The 20,830-nt window shown below is 65.0% G+C and carries 21 protein-coding genes; 10 read left to right on the forward strand and 11 right to left on the reverse strand.

Features of this window, described 5'->3' with window-relative positions:
- Window positions 1-19: 19 nt before the first annotated feature.
- On the reverse strand, window positions 20-868 hold the full coding sequence (locus tag C811_RS09845; RefSeq protein ID WP_016309421.1) for an MBL fold metallo-hydrolase: 849 nt from the start codon (window positions 866-868) through the stop codon (window positions 20-22).
- Window positions 869-1,326: 458 nt separating this feature from the next.
- Here C811_RS09845 and C811_RS09850 point away from each other — a divergent pair, with 458 nt between their 5' ends.
- Window positions 1,327-2,589 carry a RidA family protein gene (locus C811_RS09850; protein ID WP_016309422.1) on the forward strand — a complete coding sequence of 421 codons (1,263 nt, stop codon included), beginning with the start codon at window positions 1,327-1,329 and terminating at the stop codon, window positions 2,587-2,589.
- Window positions 2,590-2,778: 189 nt separating this feature from the next.
- Here the strand turns inward: C811_RS09850 and C811_RS15785 are convergent, their stop codons facing one another.
- The 3 genes from C811_RS15785 to C811_RS09860 form a co-directional block, all read right to left on the reverse strand.
- The gene (locus tag C811_RS15785) at window positions 2,779-5,094 is read right to left on the reverse strand and encodes an ATP-binding response regulator (protein WP_016309423.1); all 2,316 of its coding nucleotides are present in this window, start codon (window positions 5,092-5,094) and stop codon (window positions 2,779-2,781) included.
- 219 nt (window positions 5,095-5,313) lie between these two features.
- Window positions 5,314-5,814, reverse strand: coding sequence for a hypothetical protein (locus tag C811_RS09855; protein WP_016309424.1), 501 nt, complete (start codon window positions 5,812-5,814; stop codon window positions 5,314-5,316).
- Window positions 5,815-6,009: 195 nt separating this feature from the next.
- Entirely contained in the window at window positions 6,010-6,465 is a 456-nt protein-coding gene (locus C811_RS09860) for a hypothetical protein (protein ID WP_016309425.1), read from the reverse strand.
- A gap of 261 nt (window positions 6,466-6,726) precedes the next feature.
- On the opposite strand from C811_RS09860, the gene C811_RS09865 reads away from it, so the two are divergent.
- Window positions 6,727-7,203: an MGMT family protein gene (locus C811_RS09865; RefSeq protein WP_016309426.1), complete on the forward strand. Its 477-nt coding sequence runs from the start codon at window positions 6,727-6,729 to the stop codon at window positions 7,201-7,203.
- 42 nt (window positions 7,204-7,245) lie between these two features.
- Here the strand turns inward: C811_RS09865 and C811_RS09870 are convergent, their stop codons facing one another.
- Together C811_RS09870 and C811_RS09875 are read right to left on the reverse strand one after the other, a co-directional pair.
- On the reverse strand, window positions 7,246-8,367 hold the full coding sequence (locus C811_RS09870) for a DUF1648 domain-containing protein (RefSeq protein ID WP_016309427.1): 1,122 nt from the start codon (window positions 8,365-8,367) through the stop codon (window positions 7,246-7,248).
- A gap of 242 nt (window positions 8,368-8,609) precedes the next feature.
- The gene (locus C811_RS09875; RefSeq protein WP_022926497.1) at window positions 8,610-9,098 is read right to left on the reverse strand and encodes a GntR family transcriptional regulator; all 489 of its coding nucleotides are present in this window, start codon (window positions 9,096-9,098) and stop codon (window positions 8,610-8,612) included.
- A 94-nt stretch (window positions 9,099-9,192) separates the two neighbouring features.
- Between C811_RS09875 and C811_RS09880 the strand changes: the two genes are divergently transcribed.
- Window positions 9,193-10,185, forward strand: coding sequence for a CPBP family intramembrane glutamic endopeptidase (locus tag C811_RS09880; protein WP_016309429.1), 993 nt, complete (start codon window positions 9,193-9,195; stop codon window positions 10,183-10,185).
- 54 nt (window positions 10,186-10,239) lie between these two features.
- Here the strand turns inward: C811_RS09880 and C811_RS16225 are convergent, their stop codons facing one another.
- Both C811_RS16225 and C811_RS0103315 read right to left on the reverse strand, forming a co-directional pair.
- On the reverse strand, window positions 10,240-11,676 hold the full coding sequence (locus C811_RS16225; protein WP_016309430.1) for a DNA-deoxyinosine glycosylase: 1,437 nt from the start codon (window positions 11,674-11,676) through the stop codon (window positions 10,240-10,242).
- 200 nt (window positions 11,677-11,876) lie between these two features.
- Entirely contained in the window at window positions 11,877-12,092 is a 216-nt protein-coding gene (locus C811_RS0103315) for a desulfoferrodoxin family protein (protein WP_022926498.1), read from the reverse strand.
- 226 nt (window positions 12,093-12,318) lie between these two features.
- On the opposite strand from C811_RS0103315, the gene crcB reads away from it, so the two are divergent.
- The 7 genes from crcB (at window position 12,319) to C811_RS09910 (ending at window position 18,010) form a co-directional block, all read left to right on the forward strand.
- Window positions 12,319-12,699 (forward strand): fluoride efflux transporter CrcB, encoded by a 381-nt coding sequence (gene crcB, locus C811_RS09885; RefSeq protein ID WP_016309432.1) that lies wholly within the window; start codon window positions 12,319-12,321, stop codon window positions 12,697-12,699.
- Window positions 12,700-12,907: 208 nt separating this feature from the next.
- On the forward strand, window positions 12,908-13,258 hold the full coding sequence (locus tag C811_RS16230; protein WP_016309433.1) for a zinc ribbon domain-containing protein: 351 nt from the start codon (window positions 12,908-12,910) through the stop codon (window positions 13,256-13,258).
- 235 nt (window positions 13,259-13,493) lie between these two features.
- Complete coding sequence (locus C811_RS09890; RefSeq protein WP_156997068.1) at window positions 13,494-14,165, forward strand: protein kinase domain-containing protein; 672 nt, start codon at window positions 13,494-13,496, stop codon at window positions 14,163-14,165.
- A 266-nt stretch (window positions 14,166-14,431) separates the two neighbouring features.
- The gene (locus C811_RS09895; RefSeq protein WP_031325113.1) at window positions 14,432-15,685 is read left to right on the forward strand and encodes an SLC13 family permease; all 1,254 of its coding nucleotides are present in this window, start codon (window positions 14,432-14,434) and stop codon (window positions 15,683-15,685) included.
- A gap of 258 nt (window positions 15,686-15,943) precedes the next feature.
- Entirely contained in the window at window positions 15,944-16,375 is a 432-nt protein-coding gene (locus C811_RS09900) for an MOSC domain-containing protein (protein WP_016309436.1), read from the forward strand.
- 139 nt (window positions 16,376-16,514) lie between these two features.
- Window positions 16,515-16,733 (forward strand): type II toxin-antitoxin system Y4mF family antitoxin, encoded by a 219-nt coding sequence (locus C811_RS09905; RefSeq protein WP_016309437.1) that lies wholly within the window; start codon window positions 16,515-16,517, stop codon window positions 16,731-16,733.
- A 41-nt stretch (window positions 16,734-16,774) separates the two neighbouring features.
- Complete coding sequence (locus C811_RS09910; protein WP_198010026.1) at window positions 16,775-18,010, forward strand: HipA domain-containing protein; 1,236 nt, start codon at window positions 16,775-16,777, stop codon at window positions 18,008-18,010.
- A 1-nt stretch (window position 18,011) separates the two neighbouring features.
- Here C811_RS09910 and C811_RS09915 read toward each other — a convergent pair whose 3' ends face one another.
- From C811_RS09915 to C811_RS16870, 3 genes are all read right to left on the reverse strand, one after another.
- Window positions 18,012-18,266 carry a hypothetical protein gene (locus tag C811_RS09915; RefSeq protein WP_016309439.1) on the reverse strand — a complete coding sequence of 85 codons (255 nt, stop codon included), beginning with the start codon at window positions 18,264-18,266 and terminating at the stop codon, window positions 18,012-18,014.
- 138 nt (window positions 18,267-18,404) lie between these two features.
- Window positions 18,405-19,082: a hydrogenase nickel incorporation protein HypB gene (gene hypB, locus C811_RS09920; RefSeq protein ID WP_016309440.1), complete on the reverse strand. Its 678-nt coding sequence runs from the start codon at window positions 19,080-19,082 to the stop codon at window positions 18,405-18,407.
- Window positions 19,083-19,280: 198 nt separating this feature from the next.
- Window positions 19,281-20,747 carry a response regulator transcription factor gene (locus C811_RS16870; RefSeq protein WP_016309441.1) on the reverse strand — a complete coding sequence of 489 codons (1,467 nt, stop codon included), beginning with the start codon at window positions 20,745-20,747 and terminating at the stop codon, window positions 19,281-19,283.
- Between the last annotated feature and the right edge of the window lie 83 nt (window positions 20,748-20,830).

Below are 20,830 nucleotides of genomic sequence, written 5' to 3' on the forward strand. Positions count from 1 at the left end.
GATGACGCCGCCCGAACCGTCACGCGATGGTTATGGGCCTGTCCTGAAAGGCCACCGACACGCGCACCCGGTCAGATAGCTCGGGAGCCGCGGCGTCCAGGGCGGCCGCAAGCGTCTCTCGGGGCAGGCGGTAGGTGTTGTTCTCCTGGGACACGTGCATGGCCACCACCTGCTCCAGCCCCTCATGGACAAGACGCGCGAGGGCCTCGGCGGCCTGCTTGTTGGAAAGATGGCCCCGCGCCGATGCGATGCGCTGCTTGACGGGATAGGGGTACGGACCTGTGGCGAGCATCCGCGCATCGTGGTTGCTCTCCAGGGCCAAAAGCCGCACGCCGGCAAGGGCCTCCCATGCCTCCTCGGTCACGATGCCGGTGTCGGTCATATAGCCGAGCACGTCGCCACCAAGGGCCTGCGAGGGCGCCGCATCGGAGGAGGCGGTCTCCTCGAAGCGGAAGCCGAAGGAGGCCGCCGCGTCGTGGGACGTAGGGAACGGACGCAGGGTCATCCCCGCGAGCTCGAGCCGATCGCCTGCCTCGAACACCTGGCAGCAGGCGCCCACGCTGGCCACGGCCTCGCGCAGGGGCGCCGAGGCCGCAAGCACCGCCTCGCTCGCGTACACCGCCGGGCGCACCCCCGCCTTGGCAAGCCCGCGCAGCACCACGCCGAGCCCCTTCACGTGGTCGCCGTGATCGTGGGTCACCACCACGGCCCGCAGACCGGCCACGTCGAACCCCACGGCCTCGGCGGTTTCGAAGAAGGCCCGCTTGCAAATGCCGCAGTCCACGAGCACGCCCTCGCCAGTACGGTCGTTTACCACCACGGCGGCATTGCCGCGGCTTCCGCTGGCCAACACGTGCAACTTCAACATGGCGTTTCCCTTCCCTTGTTTGCGAGAGATCATCCTATCGCGCTCCAGGTGCCCTCGAGCCGCTTTCTTTCCCATCACCATAGAGAAAGGAGAGCTGGCACCCCCATTACAGTAAGAGCCGTCCAATAGCCCCCCCCCCGAACTCGTTGCGGCACCTCGAGGCTCGTTGTGGCGCACCCAGATCCGGCCGACCCTACGCGCCGCAGGGGCCGCATCCCCCCTCAACGGCACCCATCCGGCCCGCGTGTCGCTCTTCCCCACAAAACGCATACTTTTGTTCAACTGCACTATTCTTAAGTAGATGACCTGTGGTTTCGCTCCCATATTTTCATTGACCTGGGGTCAACAAAGTTCAACTGCGCTCTTTCTTCATTCGCGAGGCATTGACAGCGACGATGCTTCTAGCGTTTAATGCACTTGCACAAAACGGTGCACATTCTACCTTGAAGGGGGTACCAATGACCGATCCGAACGTGGTAGTGGCCCGCAACACCGAGAAGGCGCCCGTAAGCGACCTCTATTCTCAGACCGTGGCGTTCTCCCACTACAACAACCTCTCGGCCCAGCTGCCCATCGACCCGGCGACGGGTGCCATCGTGGCCGGCGGCGCTGCCGAGCAGGCCGAGCAGTGCCTCAAGAACATCCAGGCCATCGTGGAGAGCATCGGCCACGACATGAACGACATCATCCGCTTGTCCGTCTACCTGGCCGACATCATGGACCTGAATGCCGTGGAGAAGGTGCAGGCTTCCTTCTTCCCCACCTACCAGCCCGCCCGCACCGTGGTGGCCGTGGACGCCCTGCCCCAGGACGCGCTCGTGTTCATCGAGGCCCTTGTGGACAACGGCGAGGGCACTCAGTCCGTGCCCCAGGCCGGCGACCTGGTGAAGCTCACCAACAACACCCATGCCGCCCCCTACGACGCCCTCTCCACCCAGACCGTGGCGTTCTCCCACTACAACAACATCACCATGCAGCTGCCGCTGTGCCCGAAGTCGGGCCGCCCGATCCTGGGCGATGCGGCCGCCCAGACCGCCCAGTGCCTGAAGAACGTGAAGGCCATCCTGGAGTCGGTGGACGTGCCCCTGGACGACGTCGTGAAGGTGACCATCTTCGTGAAGGACCTCGCCGATATGGAGGCCGTGGACGAGGTGTATAAGACCTTCTTCCCCGATTCCGGCATCGCCCGGGCCGTGAACTACCTGCCGGCCCGCACCGTGGTGCCCGTCAACGACCTGCCCTTCCACTGCGACGTGGCCGTGGAAGCCGTGGTGTCCCATGGCGACGGCACCCCGCCCCAGGCCATCGAGGACCGTCACGGCCTCATCATCGAGGCGAGCAACACCGACGCCGCCCCGAAGTGCCCCTTCTCCACCCAGACCGTGGCCTTCTCGCACTACAACAACATCTCCGCCCAGCTGCCCTTCGGCGCTGACGGCAAGCTGATCGCCGGCGGCGCGGCCGAGCAGACCGCCCAGTGCCTCGCCCACGTGAAGACCATCATCGAGTCGGTGGACCACGTGGTGGAAGACATCGTGAAGGTGAACGTGTTTTTGGCCGACATGGCCGACCTGGACGCCATGAACGAGGCCTATGCCGCCTTCTTCGGCGACCACAAGCCGGCCCGCAAGGTCGTCGGCTGCGGCAAGCTGCCCTTCGGCGCCCGCGTCATGATCGACGCCATCGCCGGCAACTGGGAGGGCACCCCGCCGGTAGCCTAGGATCTCGCGGCTGCGCACGTCTCGCACTCATACATGCACAAGGAAGGGGAACCGAAGCGTTTCGGCTCCCCTTCCCGTTTTCTACAGCTTGACGCGCCCTGACCGCAAGGACCGAAACGGACGCCACCGACAGTCCCGCCGCCCATAAGAAAGTGGACTCCAACGACGGAGGGGCGCGCCGCCTTCCCCCTACTTCTCGGGAATGTGCTCGGCGAGCAGGGCGATGAGGGCGTGGGTGTTCAAAGGCTTGGTGGTCAGCGCCGTCATGCCGGCCTCCCGGGCGCGGCGCTGCCCTTCCTCGAAGGCATCGGCCGTCTCGGCGATGATGGGCAAGCTGGCGGCATCGGGGCGGTCGAGCGCGCGTATCTCGCGCGTGGCCTCGTCGCCGTCCATGCGGGGCATGCGCATGTCCATGAGCACCGCATCGTAGTAGAACGGCGCCACCGAGGCCACCTTGCGCACGGCCGCGTCGCCGTCGCGGGCCTCTTCCACCGTGAAGCCGTAGTCCTTCAGAATTTCCATGAGGATCTCGCGGGACAGATCGTCATCGTCCACCACGAGCACCTTGCAGCCCGTAAAATCGCGGCGGCACTCATCAGTCGCAGAGCTCCGCGCCTCCTCGCGGGACACCTCTTCCGGCGACGCCAGGCGCAGCGGCAACGTGATGGTGAAGGTGGAGCCGCGACCCACGGTACTTTCCACCTGGATCTCGCCGCCCATTAAGTCCACGAGGCTCTTGGTGATGGTCATACCAAGGCCGGTACCCTCGGTTCGGTTGGCATAGCCCAACCCGTCGCGCTCAAAGGGCAGGAAGATGCGGTCAAGGAACTCCGGCGTCATGCCGCAACCGGTATCGCTCACCGTGATGACGTAGCTGCCGAACCCGCGAGGCGCCTCGCCGCTCTCGCTGAAGGTCACCGTGATCAGGCCGCCAGCCGGCGTGAATTTCACGGCATTGCCGACGGTGTTCACAAGTACCTGGCTGAGTCGCAGTGGATCGGTAACCACCCGGCTGTGGGAAAGCCCCGAAGTGCTTACCGTCAGATCGATGCCCGAGGCCTCCGCCTTGTCGCCGAACATCGTGGCCACCTCCTCGGCCGCCTCGGCCAGATCGACCACATCCTCGTTGAACGACAGCTTGCCGCTCTCGATGCGGCTCACGTCCAAGATGTCGTTCACGAGGCTCAGCAAATGATCACTCGATACCATGATTTTGCGCAGGCAGTCGCGCACGCGATCGGTATCGTTCAAGTGGTCGAGCGCAATGGAGGCGAATCCCGATATAGAGTTCATCGGCGTGCGGAAATCGTGGGACATATTGGTGAGGAAGGTCGATTTCGCCCGGCTGGCATGCTCGGCCAGATCGAGCGCGTTCTGCAGCGCCAGCTTCTGCAGCAGCTGCTCGCGCATCTCGGCGGTGACGTTGCGCGCTGCGAGAATCACCTTGGAGCTCGGCCGCGGAAGACGGATGATACGCAGCTCCACGTACTGCTCCTCGTCCCCAAACAGGCGCCGGTAGCCCACCGAGAAATCGGCATCGCCTTCGGCGAGGCGCCGCCACAACGCATCGGGCCCCACCTCGGCGCGCACGCGGGCGCGATCCTCTTCCACCACGTAGGTATCGATGTAGCGCTCCATAGCGACCGGATAGTCACCCTCCTGCTCGCTGATGAGGGCAAAGTTGGCGGTGTCGTCCTCGCCGCGACGATATACTTCCAGCTCGTTGGTTTCCAGATCCACCAAATACAGCGCGAAGTTCTCGGCGCCCAGGCTGTCGATGACCTCTACGTACTGCTCGCTTTTCTGCTCGGCCTGCTTGGTGCGCGTGAAGTCCTCCACGAAGCCATAGGCGAAGCGCTCCGAATGGCCCGTGTGGTCCAAGCTGATGCGCAGCCAGCGCCCGTCGGGCAGCTGGCCCTCCTGGTAGAGACTCGTCTGGTCGTCGAGGAAGTTCTCCATCTGGCGGAGCAAGTCGTCGCCGGCGGTGGCGCCGAAAGTAAGCTCGATGAACTCGGCGAGACTGATGTAGTTGGTGCCAACCCCACTCTGCTCGCGAGCCGAGTCGGTAAGCAGCAGCTGGCGGTAGCGCATGTCGTAGAAAAACAGGCCGGCGCCGGCTTTGTCAAGCGAACGCTGGGCTGGCACGATCCAGCTCGTCACATCCTGCAGGGTGAAGCCGCACAGACCCGGGCCCACGGGAAAGGCCTCAGCGCGAAAGAACTGTTGCAGCATATCGGAAAGCGACTCGAACTGGACGACGCGATCCTCAAAGGCTGCCTCGTAGAAGTGATCGAGCCACGTGGGGTCGCCGCCCCACATGAGATACATGAGCGCACCCGTGAGCTCTTCCACGGTGTGGTCGGTAACGGCTGCCATAGCCGGGTTGAGGTAGCGGTAGGCGGCATCGTAGGGCCGGCCGCTGTCGTCGACGAGCACCTCGACGATACCGAAAGGCTGAGGGCTGCGGTCGAATGTCATCGCCCAAACCTTCAGCATTTCATCCATGGCACGCTCCCATCGACAGACTAGCTGGAATTTTTCTCCCATGATGCACGATAACAGTGTATCACGTATCGGTGATTTGGGTCTCTCAAATCGAAATCTTCCCCGTGCAAGCCTAGTTTTTCCACAGAGCCTATCATAGTGCAGTTGCACAAAAAAAGCCCGCCGCGTATCCGCGGCGGGCTAGGCGCTCCGAAGATTTACGCCGTAAGGGAGACAGTCCTAGGCCTCCGGCTCGGCCTGCTGCTCCTGGCCTTGGCCTGCCTCGGCAGCCGCAGCGTCGGCATCGGCGCCAGCGGTAGCGTCGGCATCCGCCGGCAGCTCGCCCTTCTTGAACTTCAGGGAGTCGCCCTCCACCGACAGCACCAGCTCATCGCCTTCCAGCACCGCGTCGGCGGTGTCGCCCTCGAAGGTGAGCGCCACGGTGGTGGCGTCCTTGGCCTCCCACGTGCCGTCGTAATCGCTGCCGAACAGACTCACCACGGCGCTGCCGCCCTCGTTCATCTGGATGTACACGTGCAGCCCCATCTGCTCCATGGCCTCGATGCTCTTGGCCGTCAGCTCCTTGCCGTCGGCATTGCCGCCGGAGAGTACCCAGGTACCCTGGAAGTTCGCGCTGTTGTCGGCGCTGCCCGCAGTACCGCCGCCAGCGCATCCGGCCAGAGCCACGCACAGGGCCACCGCGCACACCGCCGCTGCAAAGATCTTCGCTTTCAGTTTCATTCCCACTCCTTCGATTCGGGTTGTGTAAAACAGCTGTCTCATCTTAATGCTAAGCAAGCCCGTCGACAACAAGCGATTCAGCCTGTTTGTCCGAAAAGAGGCCGAAGACTCCTCCCCTCTGCCGCCGCGAGCCTCCGCGACAGCCCCGTTGCCCTTGCAGCGGGGCTGTCTTTTCGGAAGGGGTACCCGCGCTTGCTAGCGGGCGTGGCCGGTGACGGGACAACGCACAGGCGCGACGTCTTCGCGATGGAGGTACTGGCGCACAAAGCCGATGCCAGCCAGGGCGAGTGCCGTACCGAGACCGGTATAGAAGAAGGCCACGAACCAGCCGGGCACGACGCCGAAGCTGCGCAGGGCAATACCGCCGCCCATCATGACGGCCATGATGATATAACCCTTCACGTCGAAGAACCGCAGCACGTGCATCTTCTCCTCACCGTAGCCGTGAATGCGCGCGGCATGCTTGGCCACGAGCTTCGAGAACATGGCGTGGAAGGCGACGAACGTCGCGGGAATACCGATAACGAGAAGCCACAGAGGGGCCGCGCCGGCCGCCATGACCTCGATGCCCATGCGCATGACTTGCGACCCGGCGATGAGCCACACCGCAGCCGCGATGAGCAGCAAATACTTTGAGCGAACTTTGAACATGGCGTGCCTCCTCGGGCTGGGCCTGCGCGGAACCGGCGCGAGGGGCGCTTTCGGCTTTCCTTTGGATCCGGTTCCGCACGGCCGGGCTGTTTTCTCCGCGCACGATACCACCCCGCCTAACCCTGTTCCACAAAGTGCGCTATGCTGACAGCAAAACTTCAGGAAGCCGTCACGCCAACTGCACCCCGTCGCTCTCGACAGGGCACGGAGCACCCCCCCCCCTGATGGCGACGCGGCGGTCCTTCGACGGGAGGAACAGTCATGGGAGATTTCGCCAATCGGGTATTCGCGGTGGTGCGGCGCATCCCCACGGGGAAGGTGGCCACCTACGGCCAAGTGGGACGTATGATCGGGGCGCCGCGGGCGGCCCGTTACGTGGGCTATGCCCTGCACGGCAACCCGGAGCCGGGCACCGATCCGGGATGCATCCCCTGCCACCGCGTGGTGTTCAAGGACGGCCGCATGGCCACGGGCTTCGCCTTCGGCGGCCCTGACGAGCAGCGCAAGATGCTAGCCGCGGAAGGGGTGGCCTTCGACGAGGAGGGCCGGGTGCTCATGGGCGCCCACCAGTGGGACGGCCATCCCGAAGGCGCGACGGCCGGCGGCGACGGCGCGGCCGACGGGCCGCTTGGGCCGCCGCCCGACTTCGACTGGGAAGCCGAGCTAGCGGAACACCCCCTGCACCGCTGCGAGACCTGCGAGCGCCCCCGCGCCGACTGCCGCAAGAACGGCGCTTGAGCACCCGAGGAGCGCGCTCGAACGCCGTGAAACGACGCATGCCTACGTGAGCAGCAGCGTGGCCACCACGAAGGCCGCGGTCACGAGCACAAAGCCGGCCGTGAGCGCCCATGCAGCCGGGCGGCCCCAGTTGATCGTCCAGCCGATGCCGAAGCGCTCGGGCAAAAAGAGACTCGCGTCGCCGCGGTTCACGTAGAGGATGCCGAGCTTCCAGAAACGGTCGTCGTCGCGGGCCATGGCATCGCTCGCCTCCATGCGCGCGATGAGACGGCTGCCGTTCTGACCGTACACGACACTCACCGCGAGCGTTGCCACGAGGATGATCGCGACGATGGCGACAAGCGGCACGAGCGTCTGGGCCAAGGTGAGCACCCCAACGAACGCGAGCTGCATGAGCGGGCCGATCAGGCTCGCGAGCAGCCCCATTCCCAGGATGAGGATGCTCTGGGCGTGGGCGAACATGCCGTAGGCCCAGGTGCTGGCCGCCGGACATGTCGGATCGCTCCCCTTCTTCGAGCGCAGGATAGACCACTGCCCCAAGGTGAAGCAGGCGGCCATGAACATGGCGAAGATGACCGGAAACGCCACGACACCCGGGGACTTGTCAGCCCAGCGGGTCACCGCACCGTCGAGGCTCACCTGCATGGGGATGCGCTCGGGCATAGCGCCGTAGCCGGCAAGGCCGATGGCGAGCGTGAGCAGAATGACGGGCACGTACAGCAGGCACCACCACAGCGAGAGGGGCTTGGGAAACGACTCGTCCGCCACGAGCGCGGTCATCTGCTCCCCGGCCGCCTTCCAACCGCGCTCTCGCTTGTAGGTGCGCACCTTCGCACGGGAACGCAGCATGAGGGCGTAGCCTGCCACCATGAGCACGAGAAGCGCCGGACAGAGCACCGCGATGAAAACCTGGGGCGAGGCGAAGGTCAGCGAGAGCGCGGAGAGCAGGGTGAGCGCCGCCGTGAGCCCGAGCACCTTCGCAGTAAAGGCGCGCTTGAGGCGACGCAGATACGGGTCGGCCTGGGCGGCATCGGGCACGGTGACGGCGAAGCACTCGCGCTTGGGCATCAGGTAGGGCGTGAACGCGAACAGGGCGCCGGTCAGGGGAAGGGCGATCACGATCACCCCCAGCAAAAGCATCATGGTCGGTTCGATGGATATCATGGTTTTCCTTTCGCTCAGTAGCACCCGGTGCAGATGCAACGAGGCGTCACGGATCGAGTGGCGGACGGAATGCCCTCAGATGGCGCATTTTTTCGGTTTTGGTGCATCTCGAGTCGCCCCTAAACGTCGAATCGAGCCAAGCTACACCAAAAACGAAACCATGCGCCACGACTCGAGGGGTTCCCGCCTTTGAGAGGCCTTCAGAGCCGGGGCTTGCACCATTTCCGCAATTTTGCGCCCGATTACACGCTCGCTCCCTGCAGAGGCATTCCGCACGCCCCTGTTGCGAGGCGGTCCGCCGCGGAGGCGCCGGGCATGGTGCTTTCGACGGAAGCGCCCATCACGCCGTAGGCGCGGGCGGCTTGGGCGGCCGCCGCCTCCAGGAAGGCGCCGCGCGCGCCTCCGCGGGCGCGGTGGGCCAGGGCGAGCTTGAACAACTCGTCTTCCATCTTCACCTGGGCACGCTCGTCCGCATCGGCGCGATCGGCCGCGGCGGGGTCGGCAATGACGGCGCCCGCGCGGCCCCGCATGCGCACGTAGCCCTCGTCGCGCAGGACGGCGTAGGCCTTGTTCACCGTATGCAGGTTGATGCCCAAGTCGCTTGCCAGCGAGCGCACCGACGGCAGCGCCTGGCCGGGCTCCAGCTCGCCAGTGGCGATACCGGCCACGATCTGGTTGCGAATCTGCAGGTACAGAGGCTCTTCCAAGGCCCCGTCCACGGCGAGCATCATGGCGCTCCCCTTTCTCTTGACTTTCTGTTCTATTCGTATTATAACAGAAATTGTTATAGCTTCAATAGAACAAAATTGCTCCAGGAGGTACCCCATGAAACGAGCGCTCATCTTCCTCGCCATCACCTTCGGCATCACCTACGCCTACGAGCTTCTCGTGGTGTATCCCCTGGCAGCGGGTACGGCGCCCTACATAAGCGACCTCGTCTCGCCGACGCTGGCCTACATGGGAGCCGTGGCCCTCGTCATGCTCTTCCCCGCGCTGGGCGTGGTGCTCACGCGCGTGGTGACGCGCGAGGGATTCAAGAACTGCGTGCTGAAGCCGGCACCGCCCCGCCAATCGCTGCCGTGGTTCGCCGTGGCCTGGTTCGGGCCGATCCTTCTGGTGCTGGCGGGAGGGGCCGTGTACTACCTGCTGTTCCCCGGCGACTTCGATCCCGCCCTCACCTCCTTCGTGGAGGCGCAGCGCGCCGCGGCCATGGCGAACGGCGCCGATCCAGCGACCCTGGCAGCGTTCAATGAGGCAGCGGCTGCGCCCCTCGCGATGGTCGCCAGCCTCCTCGGAGCTTGCGCCATCGCGCCCGCGCTCAACATCGTCACCACCTTCGGCGAGGAGTGGGGCTGGCGCGGCTACCTCATGCCGAAGCTGGCGACCCGCCTCTCCATCGTGCCCACCCTGGTGGTCACGGGCGTCATCTGGGGTCTGTGGCACGCGCCCATCGTGGCCCTCGGGCACAACTACGGCACCGGATATCCCACCGAGCCTTGGGGCGGCATCCTGGCGATGTGCGCCTGGTGCGTGGCGCTGGCCGTGTTCCTCGGCTACGTGACCATCCGCACACGCTCCACCTTCGCGGCGGCCATCGGCCATGGCGCGCTGAACGGGTCGGTGAACCTCGTCACCATCTGCTCCATCTCGGGCGGCAGCCCCTTCGTGGGACCCTTGTGCACGGGCATCGTGGGCGGCCTGCCGCTGCTGGCCGTGGCGGCGCTCATGCTGTGGGACCTGTGCCGCCGCGAGAAGGCCGGCACCTTGCACGTCCCTGAAGCGGGCCTTCCCGACGGGGTGCGGAAAGAGCACCGGTAGGAGCGCAACGATCCGGAGCGAACGGGCCGCCACGGCACCGGGGCGCCGCTGCGGTCAGCCCGCGGCGGCTTCGAGAAGCGGCTCGATATAGGCAAGGGGCGCCACGCGAATGCGACCGCAACAGGGCGCGGGAACGAGCGGGGCGGTTGCTGCGGCCGCCTGGCCGCCAGGCACCTGCACGGCGAGCGGCTCGCCCTCGGCACCGCCTCGCCTAGCGCAACCTTGATCGCGGACAATGTACAATCCCGGCTTGGGGGCGATCATAGTGACCGTGACATCGGCGCGCACCGTGTCGGCGGCGGCCGCACCCGTCTGGGCCGAAAGACCGCTCGGCACGTCGGCAGCCACCACCACGGTGCCCCGGACGCGGGCGTCGTTCAGGACGCGAATCCATCTGTCGAAGGGAGCTTTCACTGCATCGTGGGAGAAGCCGGTGCCGAGAATGGCGTCGATGGCGAGGGGCGATGCGGCCAGAAGATCGGCAACCTCACCGTCATCGGGCGCGACGAGCACGGCGGCGCGATCGCTCAGGACCGCCCGGGTCCTGAGCGCCGCCGAGCGCGCCGGCTCGGCCCTCAGGTCTTCGGGAGCCCGCGCCGTCACCACGCGCACCGGGATACCCCACCGATCCAGGTACTCGGCGGCCACCCAGCCATCTCCCCCGTTGTTGCCGCTGCCGCAGAAGACGACAACCGGGCCCTCGCGCCGGAAGCCCCTGTGCCGGGTGCCGTCGGCTGCCGCCGACCCATCGGAGCCCGCTGCGACGCCAACGGCGACTAGCGGCGCATCGGCACCTGCAGCGCCGCTCTCTGCGACAGCGCCCCCGTCGGCTCCCTTCCCCTCCAGCATCTTGCGCGCCTCGTAGGCCAGGAAGCGGCCCGCGCGGCGCATGAGTCCGTCGAGCGGCGTGCCGGCGGCGGCGATGGCCCGTTCCAGTGCCACCACTGCGGACACATCCAGCACCGGTGGCTCGAAGCAAGTCACCGCCTCGGCCACGGGACGGTAGGCCTCCACGAGCCGCGGCAACGACCAGGCGGCGTTGGCCGGGCTTGTGGAGGGCAGCTTCTGGGCCGCGATGCCGCAAACGGGCTCGCACAGCTTCCCGTAGAGTCGCGCCGAGGTGGCGCCGGTGCAGAACACGTGCCGCACGGGAGCCGCATGCAGAATGCGCGAGAGATCGTTGGGCCGGGCGTTACGAATGGAAGCGTCGGAGGCGCCCTCGATGTCGCAGGAGGCGAGCACGTCCCACAGCGCTATATGGTGGCGCAGCAGCAGATCGGTGCGCTCGGCGTTGCTCTCGGGTACCGGCTCGTCGAACAGCGCCGCCAGCACGCGCCAGAACCGATTCTGAGGATGGCCGTAGAAAAACCCCGCCTCCCGCGATTTCGGCGAAGGCATCGTGCCCAGCACGAGCACCTCCGACCGTCCATCGGACACCGGCGGAATGCCGTGCTCTACCGATTGCGGCTGCCTCTGCGTCTCCTTCGTCATCCGACCCCGCCCTTTCCTACCGTCTTTCCATGACAGCGTTATATATCAGGATGACCCCGCTGGCAACGGCCGACGGCCCCTTCAAATTCAAACGCCTCTTTTCCCATCGACCATCTATACCTGATAAAGGACGTCGCCTGACGAGGCGATCACACGCTATAACGGGTAACACGTTCTAAGCTCAATCGACTACGCCCTTTCTACACCAGCTGCACGGCGCTCTTGCGCTGGACGCGCGGGGTGCGGCAGGCGAACAGGCCGTGGCGATTGCAGTAGGCGAAAATGGTGCCGGAGCCGCGGTAGGGGAAGCGGGCATCGGCCGTCTGCTCGGGGTACAATTTGCGGAAGAACACCTGGTCAGTGGTCACATAGGCCATAAAGCTGATGAAGTGGCCCTTGCCCATGGGGTGCTCCATCTTCCGAATGTTGAACGCCGCCGATTATGGGCGCTCGTGACCGCCCTGGCAACCTACGCTCCGTAGACCCATGTCCGCCTGCGAACCGTGCGACCACCGCCTGTCGGCCGCACGCCAGCCGTCCTCCAGCCACACAGCAACCGAGCGCCCAGCGCCCGCGGACGCTCTTGCAGCCACCCATCGCCTATACTGGCGAAAACGGAAACGATGGGGAAAGGGTAACATCATGATGAGCGTGCTGTGCGTGGGGGCGGGCGGTTTCGTGGGCGCGGTGAGCCGCTATGGCCTCGGCCTCATTCCTCTGGCATCGGGCCTGCCACTCGTGACCCTGCTCATCAACTTCACCGGCTCGGTAGTCATCGGCGCAGTCGCAGAGGCCGCATCCCTCGCCCCAACCGCCCTGCCCCGCGAAGCGGTGCTCTTCCTGAAAGTGGGACTGTGCGGTGGCTTCACCACGTTCTCCACCTTCTCCCTGGAAACCCTGGAACTCATCGAAGGCGGCCAATGGGCCGTGGCCGGCGCCTACGCCCTGGCCAGCGTCGTCCTCTGCGTAGCCGGCGTGCTGGCCGGCAAGCTGCTCGCCCGCACGCTTGTGCCGGCCGCGTGAGAACGCCAGCCACTCTCCTTCGGAATCAGCCTCAGCAGCCGACGCCCCGACCTTCTCGGCCAGGCCACCATCCGGCAACCGCAATCGGCGCATCGGTTGTGGCATTTCGGTAGACATCCTTTCAAAAGCCTCACCGCTTTACTCATTCTTTACAATGATCGGCTATCTTGCCTCCATTCGTCAGCAATCGCGAAAGGCGGTAAAGCCCATGGGTCTCTTCTCTTTCAGCAGTCGACGCAAGCGCAGCAGCCATCACGGCGGCGGCTACTATCAGCAGGGAGGCTTTCTCGGCGGGCTGCTCGGCGGCTCTAGAAGTTCCCATCGTCGATTCGGACACGACCCGCGCTATGCGCAGCCCTATCCCGCCCCTCAGGCGCCTTCCGCGGCCCCCCAAGCTGCCCAGTCGAACTGCCCCCATTGCGGATCCACCGTTCCTGCCGGGTCGAAATTCTGCCTGAACTGCGGCAAGGAGATCGGCGGCGGATTTTGCCCGCAATGCGGCAGCGCCCTTGCCCCTGGCGCCAAATTCTGCTCGGAGTGCGGTTCCCCGCGCGCCTAGGACGATACGCTTGCCCCCTGCATTCACAAGAGTGCGGCGAATTGCAGGCATCTTGGGCGCCCGCAGGCTCGTCGGCCGCGCCGTTGCAGGCTACCAGCTGGTTGCCATACTCGGCCACGGCCGCTTCGGCACATGCTATCGAGCCCGCCCCCTCCACACCGACGGCCCCGATCTCGTCTTCAAGCTCGTTGTTGAGTCCCCGGAGCCCCTCTCCCAGCGCGAGGACGCCCCGACAATGGCAACGGACGGGCGGTCGGCAGGAAGCCGTCACTGTCATCGCCCGAACAGCCGCCCTCGTCCGCAAGACGCCGCGCACGAGCTCCTATGGGCTGAAGCCGCCGCGTTCTCCCTCGCTTTTGACGAGCACCGCCGCGATACGCCCGAATGGCTCGGCGTGGCACGAGACGAACGCGGGCGTACCTTTCTCTTGCAAACGCTTATGGAAGGGCGCCCCCTCGACCGTATGCTCAGGGACGGCACCGTCTTCTCGCCCGCAGAAATCCACGCGCTCATCGCACAGCTTATGGCCATACTCGACCGGCTTCACGCGCGGGGCGTACTCCATAACGACGTGCGCCCCGCCAATATCCTCGTCGACGAGGGCCGCCTCGCGCTCATCGACTTCGGCATGGCGACGTTCTTTGACCAACGGCGCTGCCCCGAGGTTTTCGCTGCCGATGGCGTAACCGATCGGTCGGGAGTCGCCGATGTGCTTCTCTTCCTTCTATACAGCGATCCCAAACGTGTTCGCCGCACCAAACGTGGCACGTGGCGCGATGAGCTCGATCTGGACCCGTCGCAGCGCGCGTTCATCGACGGAATGTTCGCAGAAACCCCTTGCGGGGAAAACTGGGGAGCGGTCCGACGTCAGTTCGATCACCTCTTTCGGCCCGCAACCCTGAGTTGAGCGCCCATCTCCATCCGCCCGATCAGCAGGGAGAACTGGCACAGGCGGCCGCTCTAGGGGGCTGAATTGCGGAAGTGCGCCCTGGCTGCCGAGTATCTCGATTCGGCGACAAGGCGAAAAGGGGCACAGCCGGCATTCCCGAGGGCATCCGACTTCCAGCGCTTTCGGACGCACATGGTGTCAAGAAGCGCGGAAGGTGCGCCCTCTTCCTGGGATATACTTTCCCTCGCGAATGTTTCCCGGAGAGAAAGGCCGCTGTGCAATCCATGACCCCCATCGCCTTTCTGCGCGAGCACGCCGTGCTTGCGGTGTCGGCCGTGGCGGCGGCCTCCATGGTGGCGGTGCCGCCCGACAGCGCGTATTGGGGATACTTCGACGGGAAGACGCTCGGCTGCCTGTTCTGCGTGTTGGCCGTAGCGAGCGCTCTCAGGCTCATGGGCGCCTTCGACCGCGCGGCCCGAACCGTCATCGCGCGATTCGGGAGCCCGCGATCCCTTGCGCTTGCGCTCGTACTCACCACAGCGGCACTCTCGTGCATGGCCACCAACGACATGGCCCTCATCATGATGCTGCCGCTGTCGGCCGCCACTCTCGTGGGCGCAGGGCAGGCACGACTGATACCGGCCGTCTTCGTGTTGCAGAGCCTGACGGCGAACCTCTGCGGCATGATCGTGCCCTTCGGCAATCCGCAGAACCTGTACCTGTACTCGTACTACGGGCTGCACCTCGGTGACTTCCTGCGCACCATGGCGCTTCCCTTCGCCATATCCGTGGTCGGCGTCGTTGCCGCTACTTGGTGGCTCGCAGGGCGACCCGGCAGGAAGAAGGCAAGCGCGAGCGCGGAGGCGACCCGGGGCATAGCCACGGCGAAGGCCTCCGTTTCCTCGGCACCTGCGGCCAGCGCCGCCATCGGGGCCGCCCCCGGACCCCCAACCGCGCCCGTCCCTCGCCGCCCCATGCCGCTCAGTCGCCGTCGCCTCGGCGCCTACGGCGTGCTGCTGGCCCTCACGCTGCTGGCCGTGTTCCGCGTCCTGCCCATCGCCGTGGCCGTCGCGGCGGTGGCGGCAACCCTCGCCGTGCTCGGCCGCCGGGCGCTGGCCGCCGTGGATTGGTCGCTGCTCGCCACCTTCGCCTGCTTCTTCGTGTTCGCGGGGAACCTGGCCCGCATTCCCGAACTGGCCGCGTGGCTCGGCCCGCTCATGGACGATCACGGCCTCGTTATCAGCGCCGGCGCAAGCCAAGTCATCAGCAACGTGCCAGCCGCCGTGCTGCTGTCGCATTTCACGGACGCGTGGCAGCCTCTGCTCGTCGGTGTGAACATCGGCGGCGCGGGCACGCTTGTGGGCTCGCTCGCCAGCCTCATCACCCTTCAGCATTTCACCAGCGTACGCAAGGTGTTTCCCCAAACGCGCGACGTGCCCGGGCTGTCAACCGGCCGCTTCATCGGCTTGTTCAGCGCCGTGAACATGGTCTTCCTCGCGGGATTGCTCCTCATCTGCATGATCGCCTTCCCCTGGTGACACTTCTCTGGTGTCGCCGCCCTTTCCGCACGCGAGCACCTCTGCGGATCGCCGCCCTATCCCAACACGCCTAGCCGTCCCCCTCCGGCACTCCCGACCCTTCCAATTATTCTCCCTTGCGAATAGTATAGGAATTCGCTAGAATTTTCCCGCGCCGAAGTTTCCCCCCTCTCGTCGTGCAGCGGGCCGGTGATATGTCCAATGCACCGGGCGGGTCGAGAGTGGCGCACGGCCTGTCGCCAGCGAGAAAGGTGCATCATGGGCGTTGTCAAAGCCGTATGCACGAGCAGCATCAAGGGAATCCAGAAAACCGAGCAGGACGCCATCGAGCTGAAGTCCGATTGGGGCATCGAGGGCGACGCCCACGGCGGGCCGTGGCACCGCCAGGTGAGCCTTTTGTCCTACGAGCAGATCGAAGCCTTCAAGGCCCGCGGGGCCGACGTGGGCCACGGTTCCTTCGGCGAGAACATCATCGTGGAGGGCTTCGACTTGAAGAGCCTCCCCATCGGCACGCGCTTCGCCTGCGGCGACGTGGTGCTGGAGCTGACTCAGGTCGGCAAGCAGTGCCACGCCCACTGCGCCATCTACCACCAGGTGGGCGACTGCATCATGCCCCGCGAGGGCGTGTTCTGCAAGGTCATCGAAGGCGGTACCATCGCCCCCGGCGACACTATCGAGATCGCAAGATAGCTCGCAACGGGCGACCGAAGGCCCCTGGAATTTCTGCGTACGCACGAATTTCGACGCTTTTATGAGAAATTTCGTCGTACGCAGAAATTTTGTCTCATTCTGCGATAATTACGCCGTACGCAGAAATTAAAGGAGAGCCATGAGCCCCGTCTACACCTCGAAAGACCTTGGAGCAGCCATCCGCGCCGAGCGGAAACGCCAAAAACTCACCCAAACCGAGGTGGCAAACTTATGCGCCGTCAGCCTCTCCTTCATTTCCAACCTAGAAAACGGCAAGGAAACGGCGGAGCTTGAGAAGGCCTTGAAGGTGCTGAGCACCCTCGGCCTCGATATCACGATCACAAAGCGAGGCGAATAGGCATGGAGCTGACTATCTACCGCGATTCGCTCGGAGGGCCTATGCCAATCGGAACGCTCAGTCGCCGGGAAGGGGCCGTCTCGTTTCGCTACGATGAGGGCTATCTGGCCTCCTCCGAGGCCGCTCCTGTCTCGCTCTCCCTCCCCCTGCGTGCCGAGGCCTATGCCGAAGAGGAGCTCGCCCCCTACTTCCGCGGCCTGCTACCCGAGGGGGCGGCCCTGGAAAACCTCTGCCGCACTCTCGGTATACCGACCGATGATTACTTCGCCATGCTCGCCTCTTGCGGACTCGATTGTCTGGGCGACATTATCATCAATCCCGCTTCTTACGCCGAGACGCGCTCTTACCAGCCCGTGCCCCTCAGCCAGATCAAGGAGATGGCCGGCAAGCCGGGAAAAGTCGATCTGTCCCTGGAAACGGCACGTCTTTCCCTTGCGGGAACTCAGAACAAATGCGGACTGTTCCACGACCCCCGAGCGGCTATCGACGAGGGTTGGTACCAGCCCTCGGGAGGCGCCCCCTCGAACTACATCGTCAAGTTCGCCCGAGACGATCTTGCCGATCTCATGCAGGTCGAGCATCTTTCGATGACCTGCGCGGCCGCTTGCGGGCTTAGCGTGGCTCGCACCGCCCTCATCAGCCCCCTAAAACCCATTATCTGCGTCGAGCGCTACGACCGGCTTCATGCCTCACGCGAGAGCATCGACGGTCTTGCGGCTCCGGCACGTCGCCACCAGGAAGACCTCACTCAGGCTTTTGGACTGCTGCCCCACGCGAAGTACCGCGAGCTCCAGCCCAGCAGCGTAAGCGTCATTGCCGATTTTCTCCGTCGGCGCTCCGCGGAGCCGGCGCGAGACCTCCGTGCCTTCGCGAGCCTCGTCCTCTTCAATTACCTCATCGGCAACTGCGATAACCACTTGAAGAATATGTCCATTCTCTATGCCCCCGACTGGAAATCATTCGCGCTGGCGCCTGCCTACGATTTAGTGAGCACGACCTATTTCACGCGCTTCTCGCGCGAGATGGGCATGGCCATCGGGAGCCACAGCGATATCGAAGAGGTGACGGTCGCGGATTTCGCAATCTTGGCCGAGCAACTCGGCGTGGGCATAAAACTGCTGCGCGACATAGCAGGCACCTTCGCCGAGCATGCCCTCCCGGCACTCCGTGAAGAAGGAAACCGCCTCGATAGCGAGGGCTACAAGGCCGCCCCTTATATTGCCGACGATATCGAAGAGGACATCATGCCCCGCTTGGAGCTGCTTACTAGCCTGTAGCCTACACCCGCTTGGCGGTGATGCCGTTGCTCACGGTGACGCCCTCCTCGACGCAGAGCTTGGCCTCGTCGAGCAGCGCGCGGGCGTCGGCCAAGAGCGCCTGGGCGGCGTGCAGCTTCTCGGACGCGCTGGCGAAGCCGCCGTCCTCGGCCATGTGGGCCATCTTGTGGGTCCAGCGGTACCCCACGGCCACGTAGTCGTCGGCCATATCGATCATCGACTCGAACTGGGAGGTGTTCACTCCGTTGGTGCACATGGGCATATCCTTTCGAGAACGGGGCGACAGCCGCGGGAATACCCGCCGGCCGCGCTCGGGACGGCACTGGGGCGGCGCGGCGGCGCGGGAGCCCGGGCCGCCTGCGCACAGGTTGGCTCGGATGGGGTCGGCGAAAAGCTACTTCACCTTCGCGGCGCGCTGGGCCTGAAGCCAGTCCACCAGCTCGGGGATGCCTTCGTGGGTGCGCGCGCTCGTGACGAAGATGTCGAGCGCGGGGTTCAGAAGGCGCGCCTGCTCCTTGAGGCGGTCCATGTCGAAGTCCTCGTTTAAGGGCAGATAATCGCACTTGGTGACGATGAGCGCGTCTACGGCGGCGAACATGGGCGGGTACTTCATCACCTTGTCCCAGCCCTCGGGGACCGAGAGCAGCATGACGCGGGTGTGGGCCCCGGTGTCGAAGTCGGCCGGGCACACGAGGTTGCCGATGTTCTCCAAAAACAGGTAGTCGAACCGCGAGCCGTCGAAGGCCTCGAAGGCCATCTCCACCATGCCCATCTCCACATGGCACACGCCCCGGGTGTTCAGCTCCACCGACTCCACGCCGGCCTCCTTGATCTTGAGCGCGTCCACATCGCTCTCGAGGTCCGCCTCGATGACGCCGAGCGCCTCCACGCCGCGGCTGCGCAGCTCCTTGATGATGGCGAGCAGGATAGTGGTCTTGCCGGCGCCCGGGCTCGCCATCACGTCCACGAAGAACGTGCCGTCCTCGGCCCGCGCGGCGCGGAAGGCGTCGGCGGCCTCGTCGTTGGCGGCCAGGATGTTCCTCTTCACTTCGATAACGCGCTTGCTGTCCACAAGGGTCTCCTTCGTTTAAGGCCAGCGCCCTCGGCGCGGCACGTCCGCTTTTCCTCTTGAGACCATAGTAACCGCGCGGCCCCCTTTCGCGCAATTCACAAAGGGAATCGGCTATGCAGATTATCGGAATAGCCCCTGCGCATTTTGCAACCGGCAGCCCGGAAGGCTGCGAAGATGCGGGGCCAAGCCTACGCGCCGCTACCCTTGGGAAGCGACCGCCGTCACCAAGTCGATGAGCTCCTCTTTGGAATGAATGCCGAGCTTCTGGTAAATGTGCTTGATATGCGTCGCCACCGTGTTCTTCGAGATGAACAGCTTCTCGCGAATATAGGGGCGACTGCGGCCCTGAGCCAGGAGGAACGCTATCTCGGTCTCGCGATCGGACAGGCCGAAGCGCTCCTGCAGGCGCAGGCAGCCTTCCATCAGCGCACGCTCCACTGCGTTCGCCCCGACAAGCTGATCGGCATCTTCGGCCGGCTCGCCGGAAGGCGCCACGACGCCGGCAAACGAGACCAGGCAGATGAGCAGCAGTCCCACCGTGGTAAGCGGCACGCCCGCGGCAACGCACAGCTCGCCGCCAACGTTTCCCACGAGCACCCCCGCCTGCACCGCGCCGTTGAGCAGCCCCACGCCCAGGGCTGCCGGCACCTTCCCCTGTTTGGCGAGCGTCAGCGCGAAGAGATAGACGAGCACCTGGATGAGCGAATCGAAGGTCTCCCCAATGGCACTGGCGGCGAATCCCGGCCACAAACCCGGCATCTCGCGCAGCACAAGCGTCACCACGGCGAAGGGCACCGCCCAGCGGAACAGGCCCGAGAAGCTCACCTTCTTCGAGAAGAAAACGATGGTCACCCCCAAAGCCACGCTGGCCAAGCTAGAGAGGAGCATGGCGACATCGAAATCAACGAGCTCGTGAAGACCGTCGCGCGTTTCCGCAAGCGAGGAGAGCCAACCCACCGACACATAGAGAACCGCCAGCACGAGAACTACACGGAGAAAATAGACGCGCCACGATCGCTCGATCGGGATTCGCGCAGCGCGATTCCCATCCACGCAAAGCTCGGCGCACGGCAGATCCCCTTTGCGCGAGGAGCCCTCGGCCCGTTCCCCCGCCTCGCCGTCGCGGGCGCACAGCAAAAGCAGCACCCCCGACGCCAAGGGCAGCAGCACCGTGGCCGCCAGCCCCGACAAGCCCCGCAGGTGGGGAAAGACCACTACGCACGGCACGATCACTATAAAAGAGAGGGGAATGGCGACCTCCATCTCCTCGATGTCGAGCACCATGAGGGCCTGGGCCCACAGCAAGCTGAGCAGAGCGTAGCCCACGCCCGTCAGCAATCCGCCTGCGCCCGAAAGCATCGGAGCGCCCACCCCCAGATAGGAGAGGATCGTGCCAACCGCCATCAGCAGCGGCGCCGCCAGGCGCAAGGGAAGCCACAGCGACGAGGTTCGGGGGATCCGGCTGAGAGCCATACCGCCGACGAGAAACACGATCACCACCGCCGCAGCCGAGGCGAGCCACGACGCGTCGGCGTTTATGGACTGCCCTTGGCGCTCGGAAAACAGCGCCGAAGTGGAATACGAGCAGTACAGCCACGCCCAAACGAGCCCGATGCCCATATAGCGCAGTTTGAAAGCAGATTCGATATATCCCAGCGATGCCAAGGCTCTCCCCCGAGCCGTCGCGCTCTTCACCAAATTCCCCCCCGACTCCGCGAAAAACAAGCAGGCTGCCACGCAGCGCGAAT

Source organism: Adlercreutzia caecimuris B7 (assembly GCF_000403355.2).
Lineage (GTDB): Bacteria > Actinomycetota > Coriobacteriia > Coriobacteriales > Eggerthellaceae > Adlercreutzia > Adlercreutzia caecimuris.